The organism is Christensenella massiliensis, assembly GCF_040409835.1.
Taxonomy (GTDB): Bacteria; Bacillota; Clostridia; order Christensenellales; family Christensenellaceae; genus Christensenella; species Christensenella massiliensis.
In genome coordinates this window covers 1174677-1198838 of sequence record NZ_CP117826.1, presented here as the reverse complement: position 1 = coordinate 1198838, position 24162 = coordinate 1174677, and the positions used below count along the sequence as shown (strand labels likewise).

Genomic DNA, 24162 nt, shown 5'->3' with positions numbered 1-24162 from the left:
GTTTGAGATTGACGGCTGCCATTCATGCCGCCTATGCGTAGAAGCGCGAAAGGAGAGAGGCTTTATGGAGTGGAAATTCATGGTTGTTCAGCGGCGCTATTGTAACGGGGAATACGAAGCAGATATCTTTGATAAGAGGGATTTTTGCAAAGAGGATTTTCCCGAAAGTAAACAGTATGAGCAGAGATTCTGCCCGTGCGGGAGTTTTGAAAAAGCGGTGCAGGAGATGATGCACTGGCATTCGGATGCTTGATACATAATATGGAGAAAGGGCCGCTTGCGCTGATGCGTGGGCGGCATTTTTAGCTATAATTTGTTAGACATTTGTTAGACTTTGACTTTATTTTCTGTGCTTTCAAGCACTCTGAAATGCGTTAACAGCGCGGAAAACGCATAATAAATAGACCAATTAATTAACAGTTTCTAAATAACATTTTCATTTCATTGCAATTATACCATAGATATAGTATCTTTTTAACGTAATTGTTTTGACAAAGGCGGGCCGAAGAGGGCCGAAAAAAGGAGAAGAATTGCAGCATGATGGAAAAAAGAAGAGATCATAGAAAAACGGGCGGCGGGGCTGCCGACTGGCTGCTCCGGCTCGTAAAGGGCGTATTCGTAGGCACGGGGTTCATTCTGCCCGGCGTCAGCGGAGGCGCGCTTGCAGCCATTTTTGGACTGTATGAACGCATCATATCCTTTCTGGCGCATATTACAAGAGATTTTAAGAAAAACGTCCTGTTTTTTATTCCGGTCGCGATCGGTATGCTGGGAGGCATCGTGCTCCTGTCCTATCCGCTGGAATATTTTCTGGACCGCTATCTAGCCCCCACGATGTGGTTTTTTATTGGGGCGATCATCGGAACGTTTCCCGCTCTGTGGAAGGAGGGCGGGAAGAAAGGACGCAGCCCCCGCCATTTAGTCATTATGGCTGTGGCGTTTGTCGCCGGATTTTTCCTGCTGCGTTTTGGTGAAAGCGCTTTTGCGGGCAATGTGCCGCAGAATTTCGGCACGTGGCTGCTGGGCGGTGCGATCATTGCGCTGGGAATATTGATCCCCGGCCTCAGCCCCTCCAACTTTTTGCTTTACATGGGAATGTATGGGGCGATGGTAACGGCGTTCAAAACGCTCGACGTCAGCGTGATCCTGCCTCTCATACTGGGCCTGCTGATTTGTCTGCTTGCACTCTCTAAGCTGATGGACGCGCTCTTTGCAAAGGCCTATGCAGGAGTGTTCCATGTGATACTCGGCGTGGTGGCCGCATCTACCGTCATTATCGTACCGCTGGACTTCAATTATTTGAGCCTCGAGGGCTTGGCGTGTATCCCCACCTGCATCGCAGGCATTGCGCTTGGTCTTTGGATGAGCAGGCTGGAGGACCGGTATAAACCTGCGCGGGCGTAAAGGAGCGGAAAAAATTTTTTCAGCCGGGCAGATTTTTATTGGAACAGGCGTTCAATAAAAATGCCGCAATTTAAAGGAAGATTAGAACGGGTGTTCAAATAAAAGAGGAGGAAAAGCGGGAAACCTGCTCCCATAACGGGTTTCCGTGCTGTTTTTTCCATTGAAAAGCGTGCGTCTCTTTGTTATAATATGGGATAAGTAAAATCATACGTTTTCGTATATCGATCAATGGAGGAAAAAATATGAGAAGATTATTTACTTCGGAATCCGTTACGGAAGGGCATCCGGATAAAGTCTGCGACCAGATTTCGGATTCCGTTCTGGACGCGATCTTAGAGCAGGACCCCAACGCGCGTGTGGCGTGTGAAACGTCGGTCAATACGGGTCTTGTGCTCGTTATGGGCGAGATCACGACAAACGCGTATGTAGATATCGCAAAAATCGCGCGTGAGACGATCAAGCAGATCGGCTTCGATAAGGCGGATTATGGCTTTGACGGCGAAACCTGCGGCGTGATCACCTCGATAGACGAACAGTCGCCGGATATTGCGATGGGCGTTGACAAAGCGCTCGAAACGCGTGAAAATCAGGACGATGCGGAAAACGGTGCGGGCGATCAGGGTATGATGTTCGGTTATGCGTGCAACGAAACGCCCGAATATATGCCGATGCCGATCTATCTTGCGCATAAGCTTGCGCGCCGTCTTGCAGAGGTGCGTAAAAACGGTACGCTCGATTATCTGCGGCCGGACGGAAAATCTCAGGTCACGATCGAATATGACGAGAACTGGAAGCCGGTCCGTGTAGATGCGGTCGTCATCTCTACGCAGCACGATCCGGAAGCGACGCAGGCGCAGATTCGGCGCGATATGATCGAGCAGGTCATCAATCCGGTGATCCCGGCCGATATGATGGACGACGATACGAAGATCTATGTGAACCCGACGGGCCGTTTTGTGATTGGCGGGCCGAAAGGCGACAGCGGGCTTACGGGCCGCAAGATCATTGTCGATACCTACGGCGGAATGGGCCGTCACGGCGGCGGCGCTTTCTCGGGCAAAGACCCGTCCAAGGTAGACAGAAGCGCGGCATACGCAGCACGCTATGTTGCGAAGAACGTTGTTGCGGCAGGGCTTGCAGACCGCTGCGAGATCCAGCTTGCTTATGCCATCGGCGTTGCGCGTCCGGTTTCGGTATTTGTGGAAACGTTTGGGACAGGCAAAAAGCACAGCACGGAGATTGCGGACATCGTGACGAAGCTGTTTGACCTCCGTCCGAAAGCGATCATCGAAAAGCTCCAGCTCAGAAAGCCCATCTATCGCCAGACTGCGGCATACGGCCATTTTGGCAGGGACGATCTGGATCTGCCGTGGGAGAGGCTTGATATGGTTGAGGCCATCAAGAAAGAGATTTGAACGAAACGCTTGAAGGTACGGTCATAAGCATCATCTATGAAAGCGCGGATGGTTACACCGTGGCGGAGATCGAGGCGGAAGAGCCCACCATTGTGGTGGGCAACATGCCCGGTCTTAAGCCCGGGGAGCGTACGCGCTTTTTTGGTGCATATAAAAATCATGCAAAATATGGAACGCAGTTTGCGGTGCAGTCCTATGAAAGCGCCCTGCCGCACGATTTAAACGATATCGTGCTCTTTTTGTCGGGCGGATTCATCAAAGGGCTGGGGGAAGTGCTCGCCACACGTATCGTTGAGGAATTCGGGGAGGACACCTTTGATGTGATCGAAAACGACCACCGGGAGCTCACGCGCATCCGCGGGATATCGGGCCGCCTTGCAGACAGCGTACACGAAGCGATCAAAGAATATGAGCAAAAGAAATACGTCTATTCTGAGCTGATGGGTATGGGCCTTACGGCACGTCAGGCGACGGCTGCCGCCGCTGCGCTCGGAGATGCTGCTGCGAAACTTGTGCGGGAAAACCCTTATTTGCTGATCGAGCACGTCCGCGGGATCGATTTTCTTACGGCCGACCGGATCGCTCTGCAGATCGGCATCGAGGAGTGCTCGCCCTTCCGCATCAAAAATGGGATATTGAACGTATTGCATAAGGTGCTCGCACAGGGAAGCACTTATGTGCATAGAAAGCGTCTCATTCCGCACGTCGCTAAAAATTTGGGCGTGGCGGCTGCAGAGGTGGACCGGGCGCTGCTTATGCTTGTATGGGAAAAAAAACTTGTGCTCAAAAAATATTATCCCGATCAGCAAGCCGTCTTTCTGGCCTCCGCCTATTATGCGGAAACACGCTGCGCCGCACGGCTGTTTGGCCTCGCGCGGGCTCAGGAGCCGAACCGCGTAAGGAATTTGGAAAGCCTGCTGAAGAAACAAAAAAAAGCGTTTTCCCTCACAGACGAACAGCAAAGCGCAGTACGCGCCGCTGTGGAGAACCGTATCTGCATCATTACAGGCGGTCCGGGAACGGGGAAAACAACGATCCTGAAAGCGGTTTTGAATATTCTGGGAGGCATGGGGCTTACGTGCAGCCTTGCCGCGCCGACCGGGCGCGCGGCAAAGCGTATGCAGGAGGCGACGGGGACGCAGGCGGCCACGCTTCACCGGCTGCTTGAATATTCCTATGACGAGGATGAATACAACTGCTATTTCCGCAGGAATGAAGAAAATCCGCTCGATGCGGATGCGGTCATCGTGGACGAGGTATCCATGCTGGATGTCTATCTCTTTCATAATCTGCTGAAGGCGCTTCCGGAGGAGGCGCGGCTCATTCTTGTGGGCGATGCGGACCAGCTTCCGTCTGTCGGGCCGGGAAACGTAATGGGAGACATCATCGAATCGGAGATCGTTCCGTGCGTGAAGCTCACGCACCGGTTCCGTAACGCAGGCGGAATTGCGGATGCGGCATACGATATCCTCAATGGAAAAATGCCGGAAACAGGCGACGGTTCCTTTGAATTTCGGGAGTGCTCCAGTGCCTTGGAGGTACGTGAGCTGTTATGTGCGGAATATGAAGCCTATACCAAAAAAGGGGAGGATGTTCAGCTGATCGCGCCCATCAAGCGGACCGATCTCGGAACAGTTGCGCTCAATGCGGCGGTACGGGAGCGCATCAATCCGCCAAAGACAGGAAAAGCAGAGATCGTATTCGGAGACAGAACGTTCCGCGAGGGCGACCGTGTGATGCAGATCAAAAACAATTATGCCCGTGCATGGCGGAACGATGCGGAGCTTGCGCTCGGCGAGGGTGTATTCAACGGAGATATCGGCACTGTGCAGCGGATCGCAGCGGGAACCGTAGACGTGCTGTTTGAGGATATGAGGCGCTGCGAGTATGAAATACAGGCGCTTTCCGAGCTGGACGGGGCGTATGCTTATACCATTCATAAATCGCAGGGAAGCGAATTCGATGTGATCCTGATGCCAATGCTGTACGGCGCACAGCCGTTTCTGACGCGCAATCTGCTCTACACGGGCGTAACGCGAGCAAAGAAAAAGGTGCTGATCGCGGGCAGTGCGGCGACGCTGGAATATATGGTCGGAAACGTATGGCAGGGGCGGCGGGCGACGGTCCTGAAACGGGAATTGATGTATTTAGGCAGGCTTAAAAATGGGAAAGTGGATTGACTTTGCACGGCAGACGATGCGCATGGGTGAAAAATGCGTATACTGCGGACGGGAAATACCCGAAGGAGACCCTGTGTGTATGGAATGCGCAAGGGAAGAGGAAGCACTTTGCAATCACGACGGCTTTATAGGCGGAACTTTGTTCGCCTACCGCTACGGCGGCATCGTGCGCAGCCTGATCCATCGTTTTAAATATGATGATTCTCCTCACGTTTCCCTGTTCATGGCGCAGCGTATGGCTGAGTTTCTTGCGCCATACGATGTGAACGCGGATATGGTCACGTTCGTACCTATCCACGAAACACGAAAAAAGATACGAGGTTACGATCAATCGGAATTTCTGGCCCTGCATCTGGGAATGCTTCTGGAAATTCCGGGAAAAGCGGCGCTCGTCAGAGTACGGGAGACTAAGCCGCAATATAAGCTCAGCGCGCAGGAGCGCGGACGCAACGTGCGCGGCGCGTTTCGGCTGCGGGAAGACGCAGAGCCCAAAGGAAAAAATATTTTGCTGATAGACGATATACTCACGACCGGCTCGACGGCAGGCGAATGTATGAGGACGCTTACCGAAGCAGGAGCAAACGTGATGCTGTTTACGTATGCAAGGGAGTTCCCGGGGCAGGAGCGCTGACGCTCCGACGGTATTTTAATCTTCAGATATTCCTTTCTTTCTTGCGGAGAAAGCAGCTAAGTGATATTCTATAGTTAGCTTATGCTAATTTACAAAAGGCAGGCGATGATCGTGCTGGAATTAAAGGGAATATCATTTCAAACGCCGGAGAGGCGGGAAATATTGAATGAAGTCGGGCTTCGGCTCGAAAAAGGAAAATTCATCGTGGTAACAGGGCCGAACGGCGGCGGAAAAACGACGCTTGCGAAGCTGATTTCAGGGATCGAGAAGCCGTCAGGCGGCAGGATCGTTTTTGATGGACGCGATATTACGGATATGGACATCACCCAACGCGCGCGTTTGGGCATCTGCTATGCGTTCCAGCAGCCGGTACGCTTCAAGGGGCTCACAGTACGCGATATACTGGAGCTCGCTGCGGGCCGTTTCCTGCGGGAAGAGGAGCTGTGCGGCTATCTGATGGAGGTCGGCCTGTGCGCGCAGGATTATATGGGAAGAGAAATAGACGCAAGTCTATCCGGCGGAGAGATCAAACGGATTGAAATTGCTACGGCGCTTGCACGGGAAGCCAAGCTTACGATCTTTGACGAGCCGGAAGCAGGCATCGACCTGTGGAGTTTCAACAGCCTGATCGGCGTATTTCAAGCACTGCGCAAAAAAGGAAAGTCGGTCATGGTCATCTCCCATCAGGAGCGTATCCTTGCGATTGCGGATGAGATCGTCGTCCTCGCGGACGGGAAGGTCGTACGGCATGGGCCGAAGGCGGAGGTCTTTCCTACGCTTTTGGGCGAACAAAAGCAATCGTTCTGCCCCAGACAGGAGGAAAGAATATGAACAGGATCACACAAAAGCTGCTGGGGCTGGTCTCCGGATTATCCGGCAGGCCGGGCGGGGCCTATAATATTCGGGAGGACAGCCGGTGTGCAGGCAGGCAGAATTCGGAGCACATCCGGATCGAACAGAAAACGGATAAACCGGGCATCGATATCATCGTGCGGGCAGGCACACGGGGAGAGACGGTCTATATTCCGGCCTGCATCACACACAGCGCTGTAGACGACCTCGTTTATAACGACTTTTATATTGCAGAAGGGGCGGATGTAACGGTCGTCGCAGGCTGCGGCGTGCATACGGAAGGAGAAGCGGATTCGCGCCATAATGGTATCCACCGTTTTTTTATTGGAAAGGATGCGCATGTGCGCTATCTGGAAAAGCATATCGGCACCGGCGGGGGAACAGGAAAACGGATCATCGATCCGCAGACAGTCTGCGAGATCGCAGAGGGCGGCCTTTTAGAAATGGATACTGCGCAGATACGAGGGGTAGACAGCACAAAACGGGTCACGCGCGCCCGTTTAGAGCGGGCTGCGCGCTTGGTGATACGGGAAAAGATCATGACGTACGGTTGCCAGTCGGCCGTTACGGATTTTGAAGTAGAGCTCAACGGAACGGGCTCCGGTACCGACCTTGTCTCCCGCTCCGTAGCGCGGGGAGAATCGAAGCAACTCTTCCGCTCCCGTATTTATGGGAACGCCGCATGCAGCGGACATTCGGAATGTGATGCGATCATTATGGACGGAGCAGAAGTGAGCGCCATACCGGAACTGACAGCCCGCCATGTAGACGCGGCGCTGATCCACGAAGCGGCAATTGGAAAAATCGCGGGCGAGCAGATCGTAAAGCTCATGACACTTGGGCTGACGGAAGAACAGGCGGAAGCGAAGATCATTGACGGATTTTTGAAATAAACGGAAAAAGAGCCGTATACATTGTATACGGCTTTTTTTATAGTTGTATCTACCCTTATTCTTATTTTTTGCTCTTATTCGGGCTCGATCAGCCCATAATTTCCATCGGCGCGCTTGTAAATAACGTTCACTTCATTTGAATAGGCATTGCGGAACACATAAAAATTATGGCCTAAAAGCTCGAGCTGCACGGCCGCATCCTCCTCTGTCATGGGACGCAGAGCAAATTTTTTATTGCGCACGATCTGCGGCTCGTCCTCATCGAAAGCTTCGTCATAGTAATCGTATACGGTATCTTCCGAAAAGGCCTCTTCATGCAGGCGCTTTGCGAGCTTCGTGCGGTGCTTGCGCATCTGCCGCTCCAGCTTTTTGAGCGCCACGTCGATGGAAGAATACAGGTCGCCCGTAGCTTCCTCTGCGCGCAGCACGACGCCCTCCGCAACAACGGTGATCTCGGCGATATGCCGCGATTTTTCGATGGAAAGCGTTACCTGCATTTCGGTATCGGGCTTGAAATAGCGCTCCAGCTTACGCGCCTTTTTGCCTGTAACGCGGCGCAGATAATCGGAGACTGTGATGTTTTTTCCTGAAATATTGATGTTCATAAACTTCGCCCCTTCCGTGATATGTTCATGTGACAGCGGGTGATCCCCTTACTTACAAATACACCTATAAGGACTGCTTGAAACAGCGTTTGTTTCCGGCAGGATACCGATACGGCGCCGGAGACGGGGAGGCGTTTCGGCAAAAGGAAAACCCAATGCCCCAAATAACTACCTTATTTTAATAATTCGCCGGAGAAAACGCTTTTTCCTTTCCGAATGGAAAAAAGAGCAGAAAAGGCTCCGCCCGACCTGGTCTTTTCCCCCACATTCGCCGCCGGGGAGCCCCGCAGCGCTGCGCCACTCTTACTCCTCTCGCCTTTTTTAGACGGGCGGGCTTACATCTAACCGCACTATGCTCATTATACACAGCGTATAACTTACGTGGACCGTTTTGCCTGCGGCTGGCATCGGCTTTCAACCACGGACGCGGACCTTTTCCGCCTGCCTTGATTATAATGCGGGGAATTGAAAATAACAATATTTTTTTAGGAGCTTCTTATGCGGCTGCCTTGGCTCTGCGGAAGAAAAAATGAAAAACGGGAACAGAACGGGGCCCGAAACTGCTTTTTGAAAAAATCTGTTTTTGGAGGCCGCTGCCTGATCCTACAGAAAGCGTGCCCGGAATCAGAAAAGATTTAAAAAAGCTATTGACTTGATGTGGATTTGACGTGCTATACTATAGAGGTATTATGTTAGTGATTTCGCAACGGTAAAACGAGACAGGATGATATATTTACCATCGGAGTTTTAACAGCGATTTTATGGATCACTCCAAAATGGAGTCAAGGCCATACGGACAGCCGGGTCCACTGCCGATCGGCGGCTTGCCGCCTTATTGATTGAGTTAAAAGCTCAGTTTTATAAGTTGGTTACTTTATAACCAAAATGCGTATAGGCGCAGACTTGTGAAATGGTCAATAAGAGTAGTATTGCTATATAGACTCTGTATGCCCGAAATAATATCCGCTGCCTTTATTACACGGGAACGGTGCCATGGCCCGAAAGCGACGCTCCCCTGCAATGTCCGGTAATATTTGATAAGGATATTCAACGCAAGCTGTGTGGATACGGCTTGCGTTTTTTATTTGCGAGGTGCGGTATGGAAAAGGAATTATTCGATCAAAAAAGAGCTCCTATCTATGAGGCGCTCCAAACCTTCCGTAATATGCGCGTTGTTCCGTTTGATGTTCCGGGGCATAAGCATGGCAGGGGGAATCCTGAGCTTACGGATTTTCTGGGGGAACAGTGCGTAGGCATCGATGTGAACAGCATGAAGCCGCTCGATAACCTTTGCCACCCGGTATCTGTCATACGGGAGGCTGAGATGCTTGCGGCCGATGCGTTTGGCGCGGCACATGCTTTTTTTATGGTCGGCGGGACGACGAGCGCCGTTCAAAGCATGGTGCTGTCCTGCTGTAAACGCGGAGATAAGATTATCCTTCCGCGCAATGTACACAGAAGCGTTATCAACGCTTTGGTGCTTTGCGGAGCGATCCCGGTATATGTGAACCCTGAAGTCGATAAAAGGCTTGGTATTTCCCTCGGAATGAGCCGCGCACAGGTAAAAAAGGCGATCTCCGCGCATCCGGACGCGGTCGCGGTTTTGGCAAATAACCCAACCTATTATGGGATATGCAGCGACCTGCGTGCGATCGTAAAAATGGCGCATGATGCGGGCATGGTATGCCTTGTGGATGAAGCGCACGGAACACATTTTTATTTCGGAGATAAAATGCCGGTCTCGGCAATGGCGGCAGGGGCGGATATGACGGCGGTCTCCATGCATAAAAGCGGGGGAAGCCTTACGCAGTCGAGCCTGCTTTTGACGGGCGAAAACATAAGCGCGGGCCATGTGCGCCAGATCATCAATCTGACGCAAACGACGTCGGGAAGCTACCTCCTGATGTCAAGTCTCGATATCAGCCGGCGTAATCTCGCCCTGCGCGGCAAGGATGTGTTCCGTAAGGTCGTGGAAATGGCGGATTACGCGCGGGAAGAGATCAACGCGGTCGGCGGATATTACGCCTATGGAAGCGAGCTCATAAACGGCGATTCCATTTTTGATTTCGATCCGACGAAGCTCAGTGTCCATACAAGGGATATCGGCCTTGCGGGTATCGAAGTATACGACATCCTGCGCGATGAATATGATATCCAAATCGAATTCGGAGATATCGGAAATATCCTTGCATATCTTTCCATCGGCGACAGGATGCAGGAGCTGGAACGCCTTGTGAGTGCGCTTGCGGAAATACGCCGCAGATACCAGCGCGACCCGAGCGGCCTTTTGAGTCAGGAATATATCGACCCGGAAGTGGTCAGCAGCCCGCAGCAGGCGTTCTATGCAGAAAAGAAAAGTATTCCGCTCCATGAGAGCGCCGGATATGTGTGCAGCGAATTCGTGATGTGCTATCCGCCCGGCATCCCGATCCTTGCACCCGGTGAACGCATCACAAGAGAGATACTCGATTATATCGAGTATGCAAAGGAAAAGGGGTGTTCCATGACTGGCCCGGAAGACCCCAAGATAGAGTATATCAATGTGTTGGAGGAGGACGGCAGAGCAGATGAATCTGTGGTTTAGCGAATATCACGCGCCCGACGTTAGGCACAGCCTGCGGGTAACGCGGCATCTATATTCTCAAAAAAGCGAATATCAGCAGATCGATATTTTTGATACGCCTGAATTCGGCAGAGTGCTCACATTGGACGGACACGTCATGCTTACAGAGCGCGACGAGTTCATCTACGACGAAATGATCACGCATGTGCCGATGTCGGTCCACAAAAACGTACAGGACGTTCTTGTGATCGGCGCGGGCGACGGCGGCGTCGTGAAGGAGTTGGCCAGATATGAGAGCGTCCAGCGCATCGATCTGGTAGAAATGGACGGGCAGGTGATCGAAGCGTGCAGAACGTATCTTCCTGAAAACGCCTGCCGGCTCGACGATAGCCGGGTCCATATTTATTTCGATAACGCCCTGCGCTTTATCAGACGCTGCACAAATGAATATGATTTGATCATCGTTGATTCCACAGACCCATTCGGCCCGTCAGAGGGATATTTCACGCGCGAATTTTACGGCATTTGTTATAATGCGCTCCGTGAAGACGGGATCATGGTCAATCAGCAGGGGAGCCCGTTCTATAAGCATGACGCGGAGGCGATGCAGCGGAGCCATAAACGGATCGTGAATACCTTTCCCATCAGCCGCGTTTATCAGGCCCACATCCCAACCTACGCGGCGGGATATTGGCTGTTTGGCTTTGCAAGCAAAAAATATCATCCGATCGATGATTTTGATGAAGCAAGGTGGAAAGCGTTTCATTTGAGCACGAAATACTATACGACCAAATTGCATATCGGCTCCTTTTATTTGCCCGCCTATCTTGAAAAAATGCTTGAGGAGGTAGAAGAATGAAGCAGAATGTAGAAACGTTCCTTGGCTGCGAATCGGGTTATGCGGATGCAAAGATCGTTTTGTTCGGCGCGCCCTTTGATTCCACGACCAGTTTTCGTCCCGGCGCACGCTTTGGCGCGTCGGCCATGCGCCACGAAAGCTTCGGACTTGAGACCTATAGTCCCTATCAGGACAAAGACCTGTGCGAGATGTCGGTTTTTGACTGTGGAGATCTGGAGCTTTGCTTTGGCTCTCCCGAAGCGGCCCTCGCAGATATCGAGAAAAAAGCGGCGGAAATACTCGGCGACGGTAAAATGCCCTTTTTACTGGGAGGCGAGCATTTGGTAACGCTGGGCGCGGTCAGGGCTGCCGCTGAAAGGTATCCCGGTCTGCACATCATCCATTTTGACGCCCATGCCGATCTGCGCGAGGATTATCTCGGCGCGCGGCTCAGCCATGCGTGCGTGATGAAGCGGTGCTGGGATCTTTTGGGAGACGGGCGGATCCATCAGTTCTGCATCCGCAGCGGAGAAAAAGAGGAGTTTGCGTTTGCAAAAGAGCATACGGACATGCACCGTTTTGGTTTCGAGGGCCTTTCCCAGCTGACCGAGCGGATGCGGGAAGAGCGGACCCCTGTGTATTTCACTGTAGACTTGGATTGCCTCGATCCGTCGGCCTTTCCCGGTACGGGAACGCCCGAGGCGGGCGGCGTCAACTTTCAGTCTTTATTGGAGGCGATCCTCCTTGTCGGCAAAACGAACATCGTGGGGGCGGACGTCAACGAGCTTGCCCCGATGCTCGACGCGAGCGGGGCGTCCACAGCCGTGGCCTGTAAGGTTTTGCGGGAGATGCTCTTAGCGGTTTACGGCGAATAAGAAAAGATTTCAAATATAAGGAGAAACACGAGGATGAGTAGAGTTTTAGTGATCGGATGCGGCGGGGTCGCAAACGTAGCGGTTCGGAAATGCTGCCAAGTGAGCGATGTGTTCAGCGAGCTGTGCATCGCAAGCCGCACGAAATCCAAGTGCGATGCGCTGGCGGCGTCATTGGCGGATAAAACGGAAACGAAGATCACAACAGCGGAGGTCAATGCGGACAACGTTCAGGAGGTGATCGGTCTGATCCGGTCGTACCGGCCCGAGCTTGTTATGAATATCGCCCTCCCTTATCAGGACCTTACCATTATGGATGCCTGTCTTGCGTGCGGCGTTCACTATATGGATACCGCAAACTATGAGCCGGAAGATACGGACGATCCCGCGTGGCGCAAAATTTATGAGAAGCGCTGTAAGGAAGCGGGATTTTCGGCATATTTCGATTACAGCTGGCAGTGGGCGTACCGCGAAAGATTCGAGAAAGCGGGGCTTACTGCGCTTCTCGGCTGCGGCTTTGATCCCGGTGTCACACAGGCATATTGTGCATACGCAAAAAAACACGAATTCGACCGTATCGATACCATCGATATCCTTGACTGCAATGGCGGTGATCATGGATATCCTTTCGCAACAAATTTCAATCCCGAGGTAAATCTGCGCGAGGTCTCCGCTCCGGGCAGCTATATCGAAAACGGAAAGTGGGTGGAGATCCCGGCGATGAGCGTGAAGCGGGAATATGATTTCGACCAGGTTGGACGGAAGGATATGTATCTTCTGCATCATGAAGAGCTGGAATCGCTGGCGGCAAATTTTCCTGAGGTCAAAAGGCTCCGTTTCTTTATGACCTTTGGGCAAAGCTATTTAACGCACATGAAGTGCCTCGAAAACATCGGCATGCTTTCCACGGTTCCTGTTGATTTCGAGGGAACGGAGATCGTGCCGATCAAATTTCTGAAAGCGCTCCTGCCCGACCCTGCAAGCCTCGGCCCGCGCACACATGGAAAGACAAACATCGGCTGCATCTTTACGGGCGAGCAGAACGGCAAAAAGAAAGCCTATTATATTTATAATATATGCGACCATCAGGAATGCTACCGTGAGGTGGAAAGTCAGGCTGTCAGCTATACGACCGGCGTTCCCGCGATGTGCGGCGCCTTGATGCTTTTAACGAAGAAGTGGGATAAAGCAGGCGTCTATACCGTTGAAGAGTTCGACCCGGATCCTTTCCTCGACGCTCTGGACAAATATGGCCTGCCCCGCAGAGAAAACCGCGCTCCTGTGTTGGTGGACTGATGGAACGGACGAAAAATATACCTCCTGCATTTGAAGCGTTGGGCGGAAGAAGCGCTGCGGCTCTTTTCGAAGCGCTGCCGACTCCATGCTATATCATTGATGCGGGGAAGCTGAAAGAGAACGGAAAACGCCTTTTTTCTGTCATAGAGCATACGGGGTGCAGGATACTGCTTGCCCAAAAGGCTTTTTCCAATTATGATCTTTATCCGCTCCTGTCGGAATATTTGTCGGGAACAGAGGCGAGCGGGCTGTATGAAGCGCGGCTCGGTGCGGAGGAGATGCCGGGCAGGGAGGTCCATGTGTTTTGTACGGCCTACCGGGACGACGAATTTGAAGAGCTCATGAGGTACGCCGACCACATCGTGTTCAATTCTCCCGGTCAGCTGAAAAAATTTGGAGCCGCCGCCAAACGGTGCGGAAAAAGCATAGGGCTCCGCATCAATCCGGAATGCTCCACGCAGGAGGGGCATGAGATCTATGACCCCTGCGCCGCCGGAAGCCGACTTGGTACAACGCGGGCGGTTTGGAACAAGGAAATGACAGAAGAATGGCGCGCGCTGCTCGACGGCCTGCATTTCCACACCCTGTGCGAGCAGGATTCCGATGCGCTTGAAATAACGCTCCGCGCGGTGGAGGAAAAATTCGGCGATATCCTGCCTGAAATGAAATGGCTGAATATGGGCGGCGGCCACCATATCACCCGCAGGGGCTACGATATGGAGCGTCTCGAACGGCTCATCACATACGCGCAGGATAAATGGAAGCTGCGCGTCTATCTTGAGCCGGGCGAGGCCGTTGCGCTCAATGCAGGCTTTCTCGTGAGCCGCGTGCTGGATATTGTGGAGAACGGCGGCACGCGTATTGCCGTCCTCGATGCCAGCGCTGCCTGCCACATGCCGGACGTGCTTGAAATGCCCTATACCCCGCCGCTGTATCTGGCGGACGAGCCGGGAAAACAGCAATATACTTTCCGCCTGTCGGGGCCGACCTGCCTTTCCGGCGATGTGATCGGGGATTACAGCTTTCATACGGAGCTGCGCACCGGCGATCTTCTTGTGTTCGGCGATATGGCGATCTATTCAACCTGTAAAAACAATACGTTCAACGGCATGGCGCTGCCGGATATCTATAAATGGGAGCCCGACGGAGCTTTCATGAAACTGACCGGCTTCGGTTATCAGGATTTTAAACTGCGGCTTGGGAGCAGAAAGTAAAAAAGCGCTTAATAGGGCTGCGTTTCCTCCTGTGTATGGCAGCCCTGATGGCGCGCAAGACGACTTTGTTCTCCCGGCAGCCGGGCGGAGAAAAATAATAAGATTATTTCAAAAATATAGAAAAAAGCGGCCCTTTCTCATGGGCCGCTTTTTCCAAATACCAACAATTTGTGAACAATCCCCGGATTTTGGCCGTATTTATTTACTTAAAAGACCGTCTTTGATAAAATAAGAAAGATCAAAGATCTATCGAAACAAGAGAGAAGGTTTTCAATAAAATGGGTTTATTCGGAAATTCGGCCCTGCGGCCGGTCAAAAAGCTTGCGGATAAAGTAGAAGCGCTTTCTTCCCGGTTTGAGGAGATGAGCGACGACGAGCTTGTCCGCAAGACGGAAGAATATAAAAAGCGGCACAGGGAAGGGGAATCGCTCGATGCCCTGCTGCCCGAGGTGTTCGCGCAGGTGCGCGAGGCAAGCATGCGCGTGCTTGGCATGAAGCACTTTTACGAGCAGGTGCTGGGAGGCATCGTCCTTCATCAGGGAAATATCGCCGAAATGAAAACCGGCGAGGGAAAAACGCTCGTCGCGACGCTTCCGGCGGTGCTGAACGCGGTGTCGGGAAAAGGCGTGCATATCGTCACGGTAAACGAATACCTTGCGAAACGCGACAGCGAATGGATGGGCAAGGTCTTTCGGTATCTTGGTTATACGGTCGGCCTCGTCACCCGCGATATGGACAGGGCGCAGAAGCAGAAAGCCTATGCGTGCGATATCGTCTATTCTACCAACAACGAGCTTGGGTTCGACTATCTGCGCGACAATATGGTCGTGCGCAGGAGCGATCTTGTCCAGCGCGAGCTCAATTTCGCCATCGTAGACGAGGTGGACAGTATCCTCATCGATGAGGCGCGTACGCCGCTCATTATTTCCGGGCAGGGAGATAAGGGAACGGACCTCTATCAGCAGGCGGATAAGTTTGTGCGCCGCTTAAAAGAGGAAGAGGACTATGAAGTCGACGAAAAGATGAAAGCGATCAACCTGACGGAGGAGGGCGTAGGAAAAGCGGAGCAATTCTTTGGGCTCGAAAACCTGACGGATATTGAGAATACGGAGATCGTACACCACATCAATCAGGCGCTGAAAGCACACCGGTTGTTCCTGCGCGACAGGGAATATGTAGTTACGGAGGACAATGAAGTCGTCATCGTAGACGAATTTACGGGCCGCCTGATGATCGGCCGCCGTTATTCAGACGGACTGCATCAGGCGATCGAGGCAAAGGAGGGCGTGAAGGTCGAGCGGGAGTCGAAAACGCTTGCGACGATCACGTTCCAGAATTTTTTCCGTATGTATCATAAGCTTTCCGGTATGACGGGTACGGCGAAAACGGAAGAAGCGGAATTCCAGAGCATTTATAATCTTCAGGTCGTAGAGATCCCAACACACCGCCCTATGGTGCGTAAAGATCAGAATGATGTGATCTATGGCTCCAAAAAAGGAAAATTCAACGCAGTTGTGGAGGAGATCGCACAGGTCCACGAAACGGGACGGCCTATCCTTGTGGGTACGGTCTCGGTTTCGGACAGCGAATATTTATCCTCCCTGCTTGTGCGGCGCGGCATCAAGCATGAGGTTCTGAACGCAAAAAATCATTTGCGGGAAGCGCAGATCATCGCGCAGGCGGGAAAAAAGAATGCAGTCACGATCGCGACCAATATGGCCGGACGCGGTACGGATATCCTGCTCGGCGGTAATGCAGATTATCTTGCGCGCAACGAGATGCGTGCGGAGGGCATGGAGGACGAAATGATCGAGAACGCAGTCAGCCATGCGGCGACGGACGACCCGGATATCCTCGCGGCGCGCAAAAAATATGCGGAGCTTGTGGAAAAGCATAAAAAGGTTACGGATGCAGAGCACGACGAGGTAGTAGCGCTGGGCGGCCTTGCCATCATCGGAACGGAACGGCACGAATCCCGCCGGATCGATAATCAGCTGCGCGGCCGAAGCGGACGGCAGGGGGATCCGGGCTCCTCCAAATTCTATATCGCACTGGAAGACGACCTGATGCGTCTGTTTGGCGGCGACCGTGTGAAGAGTGTGATGGACAGGCTTTCGGGCGGAGACGACGATATTCCGCTTGAATTTGGTATGATGACGAAGCAGATCGAGAACGCTCAAAAGCGGATCGAAAGCAATAACTTCAACCTCAGAAAGCACGTTCTCGACTACGACGATGTCATGAACAAGCAGCGTGAGGTCATCTACGGTCAGCGCCGGCAGGTGCTCATGGGAGACGATATCTCGGAGAATATTCAGTCCATGATCTCATCTCTTGTCGAGCAGGTGATGACGGTCTATTGCCCCAAGGGGAAATATCCCGAGGAATGGGACTGGAGCGATCTCTATGCGTATATCGAACGTATTTTTGGCGTAAAGCTCACGCCCTATACGGAGGAACAGCGGGAGCAGGCTGAAGCAAAGCAGCTCCATAAAGAGATATTGGATGCGGTAATGGCTTTCTATGCAGGCAAGGAAGCGGAAATGGCGGAGGCGGGCTTCAATATGCGCGATGTGGAGCGGATGGTCCTCCTGCGCGTGGTAGACAACAAATGGATGGACCATATCGACGCAATGGACCAGTTCCGCCGGGGCATCGGCCTGCGGGCGCTCGGGCAGCGTGATCCGATCAACGAATACCGTATCGAAGGCTTTGATATGTTCGATACTATGGTCGATGCGATTCGTGAGGAAACGGTCTATATGCTCTTCCATATACGGGTGGAGAGCAAGGTGGAGCAGCGCGAGGTAAAGAACGTGCAGGCCAACGTAGACGCAGACGGAAACCCGGTCGCATCAAACGCAGCGCCGCAGCGGCGTATGAACACCAATACAAATGCGGGAGAAGCGCAGATGCCCGTGCGTGTGGAGAAAAAAGTCGGGCGGAACGAACCGTGCCCATGCGGAAGCGGCAAAAAATATAAAAACTGCTGCGGGAAAAACGTATAAGCAAGACGTATAAAAACAGGGGGCGCTCATGGAAAACGGGCCGGACAGTAGGCGTCAAAGCGGCGTGCAGCTGCAGGAAAATACACGATATACGGGGCGGCAAAAGACCGGGCATATCAGAAGCCGGGAGAACAGTATATTTATGACTCTCCTGTCACGCAGGCGCCGCCGTCTAATGGCTGTGCGGCAGGCGGTTTTGTATGCGCGCTCTTGGGCTTGATTTTTTGCTGGATCCCGGTAGTTGGTTTTATTCTGCTGGTCTTGGGGCTCGTTTTATCCGCGGCAGGGCTCGCAGCTTCCAAATCGCGCAGCGGTGCAGGCAAGGGATTGGGCATTGCCGGGCTTGTCACAGCGCTCGTTCCGGGCGTTGCGGTCTTGACGGTTAGCTGCACAGGCTGTATCGGAAGCCTGTCCTTATAAAACGATGGACACAAAAAAGCGTATGAAAATACGCTTTTTTTGTTGAAAATAGCGCTTGAATATCGGTGCGCGGCGTGCTATGGTAATAGATGCGAATTGAGAACGGGAGGAAAAGACGATGATGCCGTGGAACCGAAAGGAATTATGGATGGGGAGTTCCATGAAGAAATTTTCGGATATCAGGAGAATACTTGATGCAAATGAGATTACATACGACGATAAAGTAAAGTCAGCCGGCTGGTCGGGAGGCAGAGGGCTTGGAGAACGCAGCGCAGCGGCGATGCGTGCAGGAGAAAACGCGGAGAGTCTGAACCTGTATTATATTTATGTCCACAAATATGAATATGAAAGAGCGTCGCATCTGATATGGGAAGTTGTAAAATGAGACCATGTTAAGACGGCGTTAAAATTGTATAAAAATTCCGGAGATGCTCTTGCAAATAGGCAGGACGGGCTCTACAATGACAATACACGGCCCGGATGGGCCGAAGTACGCTGCGGAGCGCCGAATCCGCGGCACCGGGTCAGAAGGAGGAAAATTACATGATCCCATTAAGCCGGCGGGAAGTTCTGGGTACGCTTTCTGCCGAACGGTTTTCCCAAGCGAAAAAGCTGCTTGCAAGCAGCAGTATCCTGTGTGATTACAGTATTATATACTGCGACCATACGGGACGGCCGGGTGAGATGCATCACCTTTACGTGCGCGAGGCCGATTATGGAAAGGCTCGGCGCGTATTGGCGGGGCTTGCGGAATAAGGCGATTGTGCAAATTCATCTGACAAAAACGGAGACGCATTATGCGTCTCCGTTTTTAATTATGCTTTCACTGTACAAAGCGGCCGATTCGGGATTTGTAAAAAAACTTGACCTTGCCCTTAGGGTAGGTCCTATACTAAGACTATGGAACCGGTCCCAAACAGATAGGAGAAAAGCTGATGTTCACGATAGGAGAATTTTCAAGGCTGTGCATGGTCACGACAAAAACGCTCCGGCATTACGACCGGATCGGACTGCTCACACCGGCCTATATAAGCGGGGAGACAGGCTATCGCTATTATGAGGCAGGGCAGTTTCGCGATATGTTTTTTATCCAAAAGTGCAAAGATTACGGTTTTACGCTGGAAGAAACAGCATGTCTTCTTCATGCGCCTCCACATAAAGCCGCAGCGCGGTTTGCCGTCAGATATGAACAGCTGAAGCAGGAGCTTGTACATCAGCGGAAGCTTCTCGGAAAAATACGGGAAGATATTGAATTATTGCAGAAAGGAATCGATATTATGAATCAGGAAACACAGAAAGTAAAATTGGTGGAAACAGAACCGTTTGAGATCGTTAGCGTACGCGATATGATCGCTGTGAAGAATTTTGATATTTTATATCAAAGAATGATGAATGTTCTGCAGCAGAATGGACTTACTTGTGAAGGCGGTATCGTTGCGCTGTATCACTGTGAGGAATTTGATCCGGAGCATGTAGATGCAGAGATCGGGGCGGTCGTATCCTGCGCAGAAAGCTTCACGAGAACCGTTCCGGGAGGGACTTGCGCGATGGCCGTGCACTGCGGACCATATTCGAAGCTCGGCAGGACCTATGCGGCGATCGTAAAGTGGATCGAAAAAAACGGCCGGCATATTGCCGGGCAGCCGTATGAGAAGTATCTCAACAGCCCGCATGAAGTGCCGGAAGAAGAGCTTGTGACGGAAATCTATTTTCCGGTCCGGTAGGGACGAAAATGGCGGTCCGATGCATTTTACGGCACCGGACCGTTTCTTTCCGGAAGTTTTATGGTATAATATTCTTGAGGTGAAGAAAATGGCTTTAAGGGAAATCAGGACGTCCGGAGACGAGATCCTGCGTAAAAAGTGTAGGGAAGTCAAAGAGGTCACAGACAGGGTGCGAATGATTCTGGACGATATGGTAGAGACGATGTATCATGCGGATGGCGGCGGGCTTGCCGCAAATCAGGTGGGGATACTGAAGCGTCTTGTGGTGATCGATGTGGGAGAGGGGCTCTTCAAGCTCGTTGATCCTGAATTTGTGCTTCAGGAGGGAGAGCAGATCGAAACAGAGGGCTGCCTTAGCTTCCCGGACGTATGGGGCAAGGTGAAGCGGCCGGAGCATGTGATCGTTCGCGCGCTTGACGAAAACGGAAAGGAGATCACGGTGGAGGGGAGAGGACTTTTGGCAAAATGCCTTTGTCATGAACTCGACCACCTTGACGGAAAGGTATTTGTGGATCAGATCATCGAACCGGAGGAAGTCGAACCGGAAGAATAAAAAAAGGCCGTAAGGCCTTTTTAAGTTTCAGTGAAAGTCTCCGATGCAGACGGCAGGCTCGCACCGGAACGCGTCCCGCCGCTTTTTTTATGCCGTCCGGCGAGCCGGCGGTAAATATAGTCGGGAAAAAACAATGCGAGCACGATGGCGATCCCGATTCCCAGAAGAAGTATTCGGCTGCCGATAGCCGCCGCCGAATCAAAGAGCACCAAGCTGGCGTTGATCGCGCTGATGGTATTGATGATTTGAACATATTTATATTCCTTGACCCATGTTCCAACATACCCGAGGAAAATGATGAAAAAGAAAATGTATTCCTGCGGAATCAGATATTGGCAGAACAGCAAAAAGAGGAAAACACCGATGATAGTTGCGATAACGCGGTATTTAATGCGCTGATGCGTTTCCCTGACGTCGATCTGCGTCAGAGAAAAGACCGCGATGCTGATCCACATCGGTTTTTTCAGGTGAAAGATAAAACCGATGATCCCGGATAGGGTAAGACCAATAGCCATACGCAGGATAAAGCTTTTATGCCTGCCTGAAAGCAGAACCTGCTCATGCAGGCTATGCTGTCTGCAGCTTTTTGGCCTGCGCCTCCATGTGAAATATGTTACGAGTGCGACTGATAGCCCTCCGACGGTAAGACAGATCATGCGCGAAGCAAAGACCTCGGGGGTAAGCACAGGGCTTCCTTGTGAAAAGATGTAGCACAATAAAAACGTGATATAGGGTTTCATTTGCAGCGGTTCTGCAGTAAGCAAAAGAATGAAGAACGTGATGCCGAAATTACACAAAATGCTGAGCCAAATATTTCCAAAAGACAGGGCGGCGGCAATACCGGCCAGCGGAAACAGTAAAAAGGCCGTCACGCAAAACGAAATGGGTTCTACCCTAAGGTCCAGTGCAGGAAATGTCATCAATCCCACAACGACTGCAACGGACGGCAGGATGTTATGGGAGCCGAACAAAAAGAGAAACAGATAAATACATCCTATGCAAAACGCGAAAGATGCGGTGTTTTTGCCGATCAATATCCAGATTTTTTTCTTTTTTTCCGTCAGCAATTCCTTTTTATCCATTCTAAAAATATCAACGGCATTATTATAGAAATTTTAGAGGAACGAAACAAGTACGTTATTTTGTGAATAAATTGTGAATTTTATGAAACGGAAGAACAAAAAAGGCCGCATGGCCTTTTTCGTTTACGACAAGCAACACGCCGCCGGACGTGCCGTTTGTTTTTAAAATCCTTGTATCAGGCAAGCCTTGATAAATTCATCGATATCGCCGTCCATTACAGCGTTGATATTCCCCGTTTCCACATTCGTACGATGATCCTTTACCATTGTGTATGGACAGAATACATAAGAGCGGATCTGACTGCCCCACTCGATCTTTTTCTGATCGCCTTTGATTTTGGCAAGCTCCGCCATACGTTCCTCCTCGCGTTTTTCGGCAAGCTTGGATTTGAGCATGCGCATTGCGGTCTCGCGGTTTTGCAGCTGAGAGCGTTCGTTCTGGCATTGCACGACGATACCCGTAGGGAAGTGCGTGATGCGGATCGCGGAGGATGTTTTGTTGACGTGCTGCCCGCCCGCACCGGAAGAACGATAGGTGTCTACGCGGATATCGTCGGGATTCACCTCAATATCGTTGTCGGCGTCGTCGATCTCAGGCATAACGTCAAGGGAAGCAAACGAGGTATGCCGACGCGCGTTCGAATCGAAAGGCGAGATGCGCACCAAACGGTGTACGCCTTTTTCGTTGCGCAGATATCCATAGGCATTGTCGCCCTCGATGCGCATGGTAACGCTCTTGATGCCTGCATCATCGCCGTCAAGATAATCGAGCACCTTTACGTCATATCCGTGGCGCTCCGCCCAGCGCGTATACATACGCATCAGCATCTGCGCCCAATCCTGCGCTTCCGTTCCGCCTGCACCCGCATGCAGGGAAATGATGGCGTTGTTCGCGTCATACGTTCCGGACAGCAGGGTCTGCAAATGAAAGTCATTGATGTCTTTTTCAAAATCCGCGAGCTCGGTATTCAGCTCGGTAAGCAGTTCTTCATCCTGCTCCTCGTCTACCATTTCCACAAGGACTTTCAAGTCCTCGAGGGAGGAATGGAGCTTCTCACATAGGGTGATCTTGGCTTTCAGCGGTTTTTCGCGCTTAGTGACCTTGTTTGCGTTTTCTACATCATTCCAGAAATCAGGCGCCTCCATTTGCGCCGTCAGTTCTGCAAGCTCTTCCTTCAGCGCGGGCAGGTCGAGAGATGCCGTCGCTTCCTCAAGCTTCTGCTCCGCGTCCCGTATTTTTTGTTTTTGATCGTCTGTTGTGATCATATTAAAACTCCGTTTTTTATGTAATCGATCGCGGCGTTCGCCACCAGATAATCTTATCAATTCCGCACGGCGCTGTCAACTGGAGCGGCAGGGATTCCGGCGGCCGGACAATACGGTTTTACAGGAACAGATATCGAAGAGTTTCCGCGTAAGATAAGCATACCGCCGAATGAAATAAAACATATCAATAGCTGTCGGAACGGAATCAGAAAAGGCTTCACAAAACGCTTTGTGAAGCCTTAAAATGTGGACTAACCTACCATGAACTGTTAGCTTTTAACGAACCGTACCATAGGTGCGTACCCGAAAAAAGCTGTGGTGCAGCGGAGCTGTTGCGAGCGCGCTTGCAAGCGAGCAGGCGCAGCAAGCGTGACTTTTTTCGGAAAAGGAGGAACAAGCACGCGGGTGAAGATTTTTCTTTATAAAAGAAAAATCGGAACAAAGCAAGCTTTGTTCCGACGTGGTAGCGGCGGTGTGATTCGAACACACGACCAATCGGGTATGAACCGAGTACTCTAGCCAACTGAGCTACGCCGCCATCTGATTAAATTGTCTTGCAATATAATATCACATACCACTTCCAAAAGCAACAATTTTTCGCTGGAACGGCAAAAAAATTAAAACAGGCGGACTGGACTGAATCCTTGCGCAAAGAAAAGCACGTGTTTATCATTTTACACCGCTCTTTTCGATCCGGCTGACAATAAAGGGCAGGACCTCTCCGCGCTGCAGCTCCAGTACATGTGCAAATTCATCGTAAAGCGCTTTTTCGGCGTCTTTTAAAAAGTGACTGTCGGCGATGTGGAGCTTTTTTCCCTCTGCTTCCAATTTTTGCCCGTGCAGATACAGCGCTTTGATCAGCCGGATAAGGCTGCGATCTCCGCGCGCTAAAATTTCTTTATAGCGGACCTTGCGTTCGTTTTCATCGCCGATCCAGTAGGGCTCCATATCCGCCATCTGACCAACGATTTCCAGAACCTCTTTTTTGGAAAGAACGCGGCGCATCTTTGCAGTCAGCGCCTTGTTATGTACAGGAACGAATACGCGCGTGTCCTTCCCGTCGAAAACCGGACATAAAACATAGTATTCCGCGGAGACCCCGCCGAATTCTTTTTCCACGATCTCGACGACCGTACATACGCCCTGCGCGCCATATAAAACGGAATCGTTTACCTGAAACATCTGCTGCCTCTTTTCTCCGTATTATCAAAAAGCGTGTGATCTGCACAAGCTGGACTTACGTTCCAAAAGGGCAAACTACACGCTGTTCAATACCTATATTATAGCATTTTAGACAAAAAAATGTCAGCAGAAACTCCGGGAAATTTTTTTGATGCGGAGCCGCA

At 51.6% G+C, this 24162-nt stretch carries 22 protein-coding genes and 1 tRNA gene; 18 read left to right on the top strand and 5 right to left on the bottom strand.

Annotated features, from left to right (window positions below; translation table 11 throughout):
- Positions 1 to 64 precede the first annotated feature (64 nt).
- The 7 genes from PUP29_RS05715 (at position 65) to PUP29_RS05685 (ending at position 7375) form a co-directional block, all read left to right on the top strand.
- A complete protein-coding gene (locus PUP29_RS05715) occupies positions 65 to 253 on the top strand; it encodes a hypothetical protein (RefSeq protein WP_079546960.1) in 189 nt (62 codons plus the stop codon).
- A gap of 287 nt (positions 254 to 540) precedes the next feature.
- Positions 541 to 1404 carry a DUF368 domain-containing protein gene (locus tag PUP29_RS05710; RefSeq protein WP_353424062.1) on the top strand — a complete coding sequence of 288 codons (864 nt, stop codon included), beginning with the start codon at positions 541 to 543 and terminating at the stop codon, positions 1402 to 1404.
- A 242-nt stretch (positions 1405 to 1646) separates the two neighbouring features.
- The gene (gene metK, locus PUP29_RS05705) at positions 1647 to 2819 is read left to right on the top strand and encodes a methionine adenosyltransferase (protein ID WP_079546730.1); all 1173 of its coding nucleotides are present in this window, start codon (positions 1647 to 1649) and stop codon (positions 2817 to 2819) included.
- Positions 2816 to 4999, top strand: coding sequence for an SF1B family DNA helicase RecD2 (gene recD2 / locus PUP29_RS05700; protein WP_079546731.1), 2184 nt, complete (start codon positions 2816 to 2818; stop codon positions 4997 to 4999). Before metK ends, recD2 begins: the two co-directional genes overlap by 4 nt.
- Complete coding sequence (locus PUP29_RS05695; RefSeq protein ID WP_079546732.1) at positions 4983 to 5630, top strand: ComF family protein; 648 nt, start codon at positions 4983 to 4985, stop codon at positions 5628 to 5630. Before recD2 ends, PUP29_RS05695 begins: the two co-directional genes overlap by 17 nt.
- A 111-nt stretch (positions 5631 to 5741) precedes the next feature.
- Positions 5742 to 6461 carry an ABC transporter ATP-binding protein gene (locus tag PUP29_RS05690; protein ID WP_079547840.1) on the top strand — a complete coding sequence of 240 codons (720 nt, stop codon included), beginning with the start codon at positions 5742 to 5744 and terminating at the stop codon, positions 6459 to 6461.
- Positions 6458 to 7375, top strand: a complete 918-nt coding sequence (locus PUP29_RS05685; RefSeq protein ID WP_079546733.1) for a SufB/SufD family protein — start codon at positions 6458 to 6460, stop codon at positions 7373 to 7375. The genes PUP29_RS05690 and PUP29_RS05685 overlap by 4 nt, the downstream gene beginning before the upstream one ends.
- 74 nt (positions 7376 to 7449) lie before the next feature.
- Here PUP29_RS05685 and hpf read toward each other — a convergent pair whose 3' ends face one another.
- Entirely contained in the window at positions 7450 to 7980 is a 531-nt protein-coding gene (gene hpf, locus PUP29_RS05680; RefSeq protein WP_079546734.1) for a ribosome hibernation-promoting factor, HPF/YfiA family, read from the bottom strand.
- Between the two features lie 1099 nt (positions 7981 to 9079).
- Between hpf and PUP29_RS05675 the strand changes: the two genes are divergently transcribed.
- From PUP29_RS05675 to def, 11 genes are all read left to right on the top strand, one after another.
- A complete protein-coding gene (locus PUP29_RS05675; RefSeq protein ID WP_079546735.1) occupies positions 9080 to 10564 on the top strand; it encodes an aminotransferase class I/II-fold pyridoxal phosphate-dependent enzyme in 1485 nt (494 codons plus the stop codon).
- Complete coding sequence (gene speE / locus PUP29_RS05670; protein ID WP_079546736.1) at positions 10548 to 11402, top strand: polyamine aminopropyltransferase; 855 nt, start codon at positions 10548 to 10550, stop codon at positions 11400 to 11402. Before PUP29_RS05675 ends, speE begins: the two co-directional genes overlap by 17 nt.
- Positions 11399 to 12256: an agmatinase gene (speB, locus tag PUP29_RS05665; protein WP_079546737.1), complete on the top strand. Its 858-nt coding sequence runs from the start codon at positions 11399 to 11401 to the stop codon at positions 12254 to 12256. Before speE ends, speB begins: the two co-directional genes overlap by 4 nt.
- Before the next feature lie 33 nt (positions 12257 to 12289).
- Positions 12290 to 13549 carry a saccharopine dehydrogenase family protein gene (locus tag PUP29_RS05660; protein ID WP_079546738.1) on the top strand — a complete coding sequence of 420 codons (1260 nt, stop codon included), beginning with the start codon at positions 12290 to 12292 and terminating at the stop codon, positions 13547 to 13549.
- Positions 13549 to 14763 carry a carboxynorspermidine decarboxylase gene (locus tag PUP29_RS05655; protein WP_079546739.1) on the top strand — a complete coding sequence of 405 codons (1215 nt, stop codon included), beginning with the start codon at positions 13549 to 13551 and terminating at the stop codon, positions 14761 to 14763. The genes PUP29_RS05660 and PUP29_RS05655 overlap by 1 nt, the downstream gene beginning before the upstream one ends.
- A 278-nt stretch (positions 14764 to 15041) precedes the next feature.
- Positions 15042 to 17771, top strand: coding sequence for a preprotein translocase subunit SecA (gene secA / locus PUP29_RS05650; RefSeq protein WP_079546740.1), 2730 nt, complete (start codon positions 15042 to 15044; stop codon positions 17769 to 17771).
- Between the two features lie 210 nt (positions 17772 to 17981).
- Positions 17982 to 18191: a hypothetical protein gene (locus tag PUP29_RS05645; protein ID WP_353423971.1), complete on the top strand. Its 210-nt coding sequence runs from the start codon at positions 17982 to 17984 to the stop codon at positions 18189 to 18191.
- A gap of 118 nt (positions 18192 to 18309) precedes the next feature.
- Positions 18310 to 18576: a hypothetical protein gene (locus tag PUP29_RS05640; protein WP_079546743.1), complete on the top strand. Its 267-nt coding sequence runs from the start codon at positions 18310 to 18312 to the stop codon at positions 18574 to 18576.
- A gap of 158 nt (positions 18577 to 18734) precedes the next feature.
- On the top strand, positions 18735 to 18947 hold the full coding sequence (locus PUP29_RS05635) for a hypothetical protein (protein ID WP_079546744.1): 213 nt from the start codon (positions 18735 to 18737) through the stop codon (positions 18945 to 18947).
- Between the two features lie 179 nt (positions 18948 to 19126).
- On the top strand, positions 19127 to 19915 hold the full coding sequence (locus PUP29_RS05630) for a MerR family transcriptional regulator (RefSeq protein WP_079546745.1): 789 nt from the start codon (positions 19127 to 19129) through the stop codon (positions 19913 to 19915).
- Positions 19916 to 20003: 88 nt separating this feature from the next.
- Positions 20004 to 20468, top strand: coding sequence for a peptide deformylase (def, locus tag PUP29_RS05625; RefSeq protein ID WP_079547841.1), 465 nt, complete (start codon positions 20004 to 20006; stop codon positions 20466 to 20468).
- A gap of 20 nt (positions 20469 to 20488) precedes the next feature.
- On the opposite strand, the gene PUP29_RS05620 is transcribed toward def, so the two are convergent.
- From PUP29_RS05620 to PUP29_RS05605, 4 genes are all read right to left on the bottom strand, one after another.
- The gene (locus tag PUP29_RS05620; RefSeq protein WP_079546746.1) at positions 20489 to 21550 is read right to left on the bottom strand and encodes an FUSC family protein; all 1062 of its coding nucleotides are present in this window, start codon (positions 21548 to 21550) and stop codon (positions 20489 to 20491) included.
- 162 nt (positions 21551 to 21712) lie between these two features.
- Positions 21713 to 22816 carry a peptide chain release factor 2 gene (gene prfB / locus PUP29_RS05615; protein WP_079546747.1) on the bottom strand — a complete coding sequence of 368 codons (1104 nt, stop codon included), beginning with the start codon at positions 22814 to 22816 and terminating at the stop codon, positions 21713 to 21715.
- Between the two features lie 461 nt (positions 22817 to 23277).
- A tRNA-Met gene (locus PUP29_RS05610) sits at positions 23278 to 23354 on the bottom strand.
- 131 nt (positions 23355 to 23485) lie between these two features.
- Complete coding sequence (locus PUP29_RS05605; protein ID WP_079546748.1) at positions 23486 to 23998, bottom strand: CarD family transcriptional regulator; 513 nt, start codon at positions 23996 to 23998, stop codon at positions 23486 to 23488.
- Positions 23999 to 24162 lie beyond the last annotated feature (164 nt).